Consider the following 5,870-nt stretch of genomic DNA (forward strand, 5'->3'; position numbering starts at 1 on the left):
TCGAAGTGACGGCGCACCTGGTGAGTGCATCGCTCGTCGCCCGGTTATCTGATATACCCATCCTGCAATTCGACCCACGCAACACCTCCCCGATTAAAGGCGTTGCGACGACCGGTTGAATCCGCCCAGTCTTTGTGCGACTCTAAGCGGCGGTAAGGACTCAACGTGCACTACCATCCTGTTACTGGAGGCTGTACGCCGACACAAGACCGACGCCGCCAACGCCGGTCGGCACTTTGTGATGTCGGCCGACACCACGATCGAAAACCCGGCAGTCATGTGGCACCTGTCATCCATGCTCGATGAAATCGCGCAGGGTGTAGCCGAGGAGGGTCTGCCGCTCGCTGTTCACATCGCCAGGCCTTCACTGGCGTCGCAGTTCGTCGTATCCACAATAGGGCGTGGCACGCTGCCACGCACCGCGCAAAACGGCACGTGGAATGGAAAACGCATCCGTCCGTGTTCGACGGATTGGAAAGTCGTCCCGCAGAACCGTCTGCGAGCGGAGCTCGAGCGGGAAGTCCGGGGTCCAATCGTGACCGCTCTCGGAAACAGGCTCGAGGAGAGTGCTTCCCGTCAAGCCGCCATGACGGACCGTGGCGAAACAGCAGATGCGGTGCTCCGTAGCGTTGACGGCAACCTGACGGTCTCGCCGATCGCGGACTGGCAGCTCGATGACGTGTGGACCTTTCTTGCCCTGTTCGGCGACGGCTGCGCACGCCCATTCCCGAGCCCCGTTTCGGCCGGGTCAATCGAGCGCATGTTGCAGCTCTACCGCGACGGCAACGAAGGTACATGTGGCGTCGTGCTGGGAGACGCCGGCAGCCGGGCCGCCTGCGGTAGCCGTTTCGGGTGCGCGTTCTGCTGTGTCTCGGGCGAGCGCGACCGTTCGATGGAATCGATGGTCAACGAGCCGCATCACGCCCACCTCGGAGGATTGAACCGCTTCCGCAACTATCTTCTCGCGACGCAGTGGGATCTGGGTCGGAGGGAACTTGTCGGTCGCAAGCTGAGCCCATCAGGCCATGTTCGTGTGAGACCTGACGTTCTGTCGTACGCCGAGCGAATCAACCTCCTTCGCTACCTTTTGACGCTGGATGCGCTCGAAGCGGAGCGTGCTGAGCAGCACGACGCGGATCTCGCCTCAGGGATGATTCCTGACACGCCGACCAACCGGGATTTGTGCAGCGTGCAGTTCGAGATGGTTTCGCCGCGGCAGCTGGTCGCAATCGACTTCTTCCTCTCGATGCACCACTATGCGCCTCACGCCTTTCCAGCATTGTCGATCTGGTATGAGGTTCATCGGCTTGGCCGTCGCTATCCGGTGCCGGCCGTCGAACGCTTCCGTCCGGTTCACATTCCGACTCATGGATGGTTCAAGGTTGGAGCGTGGGATGCAGATGTACCCGTCGATGGTCTCAGGGACTATTCAGCTGAAAGCTGGAACCCGTACAGGCATCCGGAGCGGGCAGGGCGGTTTGCGCAGACTACGGCCGGAGAACGCATCGTCTGGCACGACGAAGGCGATCACCTTGCAGTCGATGCCGAGGCGGCTTGCGGCTTTGTGACATGCTCTTTCGATCATGCCTGGTACGCCCGTGCGCAGCATTTCCATGCAATCGACTCTGCGCGTTTCTGGCTCAACGAAGCGTTCGTCACGCTTCCGAGGGGCCAGTCGCAGAGGTATCAGGAGATGGCCAAGCGGGGCCAGTATTTTGCGCGCCTGGCCGAACGCCTGAACTTCACACCGGCGGAGTTTGACCGGTACCTGATTGAGCAAGCGGTTCGATGTCCGGGCGAACCTGACGGGACGGTCGATGCCGGGCAGCTGGATCTCTTCGCCATGGCGGCCTGAGTCGTGCCGCTGGCCGCCCACATGTGCGGTCCGTGGGGATGTCCGCCCGGGGCTACGCTGAAGAAAAGCCCGCAACCTCCCTCAAGGGAGCGTTGCGGGCTTTTTGCATTTCTAGCGTGGACGGAAACCAGTGAGAGCCTGTCTGCGGCTCGCCACACGAACCGGCGGGCCCGGCGCGAGCCCCGGTGTAGCCACGGCTTCCTGAAACGGCCATGGCACTCCGCGGCCGCCTTGCGCTGGCGGCCCCACGCGTCATCGGACGGACCGATATCGCGCGTGCAGCCTGACTTGCCGTCGCGAACCTAGTCGCGCGCCGCGTCCACGAAAAGCTTCAGCAGATCGGCGCGCAGCTCCGAGAGGTCAAGGAGCCGCTTCGCGCGCGTGAGTCCCACGTAGAGCAGCCGCTTCTCGTCGTCGGTCATCGTGGTCCGCCCGTCGTCGTCGACCTTGAACCTGAAGTCGCCCGTTACCTTCGTGCGATCCCATTCGAGGCCCTTGGCCCGGTGGATGGTCGAGACGACGTAGTCTGCCTCGCCCTCCGGCGTAACCCTCGCAAGGAGAGCCCGAAGGTAATCGGTGCCTTCCCGGTCGATGATCTGGACGACGGGCAGGAGGTCGCGGCCGGCATAAGACTTCGCGTAGTCCTGTACGTCACTCCACGACTCGAAAAGCGCGAGCGCGGCCGGCTTGTAGGCCCTTTGTCCGGCCATCAGCCGGTCGGCACCATCGGCGAATGCGAGGATCTCCTCGACGTTGGCCCGCACGGCGACCTTGTGCCCGCGCGCCAGGCCCGCGGCCACCTCGCCCACGACGGTCACATTCTTGCGACAGAGTACGGCGTCGATCACCGGGCGCTCATCGGGCCGCTCGACGATGAGCGAATCGATACTCGGCTGGCCGCGCAGCGGCGCGCGCTCGCCCATCAGCCGCAACACGCGCGAGGCGAGTGCCGCAAAACTGGGCCCGAACCGGAAGGACTCGGTAAGGGCGACCTCGCGCGCGTCGATGTACGCCATCGCATTGACGGCACCGCGCCACTCGTAGATCTGCTGGTACGGGTCGCCAACGTAGATCACCTGGGCATGCTGCTGCCGGCGGAGAACGGAAAGCATCAGGCCGTCGCTATCCTGGGCTTCGTCGAAGAGGATGAAATCGGCGTTGATGCGCGGACGCGACTGCTCCCAGACCTTCAGGTAGACGTCGGGGCTGATACCGGCCTTGCCGTTCGGATCGGCCGATTCCTGCCAGTGCCGCTGCACATGCGGCAGCAGATAGTCGCGCAGACGGTCGGCTTCTTCGTCCTTCACCTTCTCGTCGACGGGAATGTGCCATGCTTCTGGCGTCTTCTGCGCCGAGCGGCAGAAGCGGGCGCAGCCGTCGGCCACCATGCGCCCGATCTGGAAAGCGGATAGCTCCACAGTCTTGCCGATCACCGTGGGCACCCGCATTGGTCCAAGACCGTATCGCTCGGCAAGATGGTGGGGCGGCTCCTTGGGCAGGTTGATCCGGCGTGTGAGGCCACGGTCCACAGATGAATAGGCGAGTGAGTGAACGGTCCGACAGGCGACGTTCGACGGGAAACGTCGCTTTGCTGCCGCAGCGATGTCCCGGTTAAAGGCGAGGTAGGTGCCCCTTCGGTGCGCAAACCGGCCCGCGATCAGCTCCAGCGTGGATGTCTTGCCTGCGCCTGCGTAGGCCTTGATCTTCAGCGTCTCGCCGGCTTCCGCTGCGGCGAGCGCTATCTGCTGTTCGTTGGTTGGCGCGAAAGTAGTCATGGGACTGGTGAGACTGGGATGACCCGGACATTCTGGCTCGCAATGCCCGCGCCGGAATGAACAAATCCTGCTCAAAACGCACTGCTTTCGGGCCGCCGGCGAGGAATCGCGACCGGCGGCCCGACCGTCATGCGAGAGCGGCCAGAACCTCCGGCGACAACGGATCGGCAGTAGCGTGCAGTGTGTCGACACGTGCACTGCCGGCCACCAGTCGGCGGGGATCGATCCTGATGAGGTCGACTGTTTTGCCGCCCCGCGCGCGCTCAGGCGAAGTCGTGTAGCGGTTGCCGCGCGCGATATAGTCGTGGATGTTGGGCGACAGGCGGTACTCGAAATCGCCCGACGCATCGCTAGCGACCAGGCGCAACGCGTTCAGCGGAAGTGAACGGAGATCATTGTCGAGCACACGGTTGAGGACGACGTCACGAACCGTCGCCAAGGCAACGGGACTGGCGTATTCCGTGTCCGTGTGCCGCAGTTGCAGAATGGCGAGCCAGGGCTCGCGCGCCGTAAAAACCACGCGGTATTCCATGACGCTGGGTCTGCCGGTTTCGTCCGGGTACACGATCGGCGTGAAGGGACTTCGGTAGGGCATACAGGGCTCCTTTTGCTGGACTGACCGCCGGGTTCTGGCGGCCATTCCAGGTTACGGAGCCCTGCCCGAAGTCAAGTCGCTGCGTCGGACGGCGGTATCGTTGCCCGGATTCTCACCACGGTGCGCTGGCTCGACAGGCCCAGCAGTGCACTCACGTCCGGGTGGGATCTGCCCGCAAGCAGTAGCCGGCGTGCGTAGGTATTGCGGAGCACACGCGGGCTCATGTCCGGGCCGCTGAAACCAATCGCCTCGAGCGATTCGCGGACTGCGCGCCACAACGTCTCTTCGCAGAAGGAGCCCGTGCTGGCGTTCAGCGGAAAGAGCAGATCGTCCCCCAACGCGTCATCCCGGCACAGCCACGCCCCGATTGCTCCGACGGCAAACGCGGGCAGCGGAATGCTTCGCTCTTTGCGTGCGCCGCGCTGCCTCACGACGACATGTGGCCGAGTACCTTCGACGGCGACGTCGCCGCGGCGCACGGACCGGATCTCGGCCGACGTGATGCCGGTGCCGTGCAGCAGCGCTATAACTGCGCGATTCCGGATCTCGCGCGCATCGGAAGGTGCCACGGCCGCCACGTGCTGCTGCAGCCGCCGATCCTCGACCTCATCAAGGAAAACCGGAACCGGCTCGCCCGTCGGCCATGTCGTTCGCACCGCGTACTGGCTGGCCGGGTTGTCGGCACGCACCCCCTCGTCGACAAGGTACCTGCACAGACGGTCGAGGAGCTTGATGTAGCGGAGGGCAGTGGATGTACCGGGCGCGCTGCGGCCGGCCAGTTCCGAAAGGAAAGACTCGATGTGAGAGGCCCCAAAGCTGGCCACCGTCGCTCCATGCAGGACGAGGTGACGGCTGAAGCGGCTAAACATTGCGGAGTGCTGAACCATGGAGCGTGCCGAGAACGGCCGCCGACTTGCGCCCGTCGCGTGTGTTTGCTGCCACCAGCGGAAACCGTCTTCTGGCGCTGTCGTCCACTTCTCGTAGATGTCCATACCACCAAATATACTGAATTGAAATTTCATCGCCCACCGGGCGAATCTTCGATTCGCTCAACGTGCCACCAAGGAGAAGGGGTACCGTTCACCGGCCGGGCTATCCGTAGCGCTCGGCTCTCCGGTAGCCATAGATCGTTATAAAAGTGACACCGTAGCGACGATAGTTGTGTCACCACGCACGGGGCACCCGCCCGCGTTGCCAACCGGATGGCGCTGAAGAGCGGCTGCGGCAAACACCGCGGCCGCCGGCTACGAAGTACCGGTGTGACGACCCTTCGCAGACAGTGGGATTTCATCTGTAAATGTCCGCTGTATTTTCCACTTCTGCCATTCGCGGCGTTTCATCTGCGCGCGGTGCTCGTGTGAGAGGTTACGCTCGATCACCTGCGGACGACAACATCGACCGCTGTGCAAGGGTCTGCGGTTGGCCGCTCGAACTTGCGCGCAGATGTCGTCTTCGAGGGCACCATGCTAAATGCACGGACGGAGGCTCGAAATGCCATGAATAAAAACATTTCGATTTTGCTAGGGAAATGCTGATTAATGGGCCAACCGCCGACGTTTCAGGTGAGATGACGTCGAACTTTCCGGATAACGAATCGAATCGGCGCTCATTTCGGTGCAGTTGGCTCGTAAACGAGCCTCCCTGC

Annotated in this window: 4 protein-coding genes; 1 reads left to right on the plus strand and 3 read right to left on the minus strand. The window is 63.1% G+C overall.

The window, feature by feature from the left end; translation table 11 throughout:
• Positions 1 to 115 precede the first annotated feature (115 nt).
• The gene (locus tag PKKP23_RS32920; protein WP_126880025.1) at positions 116 to 1,855 is read left to right on the plus strand and encodes a phosphoadenosine phosphosulfate reductase domain-containing protein; all 1,740 of its coding nucleotides are present in this window, start codon (positions 116 to 118) and stop codon (positions 1,853 to 1,855) included.
• 302 nt (positions 1,856 to 2,157) lie between these two features.
• On the opposite strand, the gene PKKP23_RS32925 is transcribed toward PKKP23_RS32920, so the two are convergent.
• The 3 genes from PKKP23_RS32925 to PKKP23_RS32935 all read right to left on the minus strand — a co-directional run bounded on the left by PKKP23_RS32925 (position 2,158) and on the right by PKKP23_RS32935 (position 5,247).
• Positions 2,158 to 3,630: a UvrD-helicase domain-containing protein gene (locus PKKP23_RS32925; protein ID WP_126880026.1), complete on the minus strand. Its 1,473-nt coding sequence runs from the start codon at positions 3,628 to 3,630 to the stop codon at positions 2,158 to 2,160.
• Between the two features lie 127 nt (positions 3,631 to 3,757).
• Positions 3,758 to 4,225, minus strand: a complete 468-nt coding sequence (locus tag PKKP23_RS32930; protein ID WP_126880027.1) for a hypothetical protein — start codon at positions 4,223 to 4,225, stop codon at positions 3,758 to 3,760.
• A 71-nt stretch (positions 4,226 to 4,296) separates the two neighbouring features.
• Positions 4,297 to 5,247, minus strand: a complete 951-nt coding sequence (locus PKKP23_RS32935) for a tyrosine-type recombinase/integrase (RefSeq protein WP_338120192.1) — start codon at positions 5,245 to 5,247, stop codon at positions 4,297 to 4,299.
• Between the last annotated feature and the right edge of the window lie 623 nt (positions 5,248 to 5,870).

The organism is Paraburkholderia kururiensis JCM 10599 = LMG 19447, from assembly GCF_003986935.1.
GTDB classification, from domain to species: domain Bacteria; phylum Pseudomonadota; class Gammaproteobacteria; order Burkholderiales; family Burkholderiaceae; genus Paraburkholderia; species Paraburkholderia kururiensis.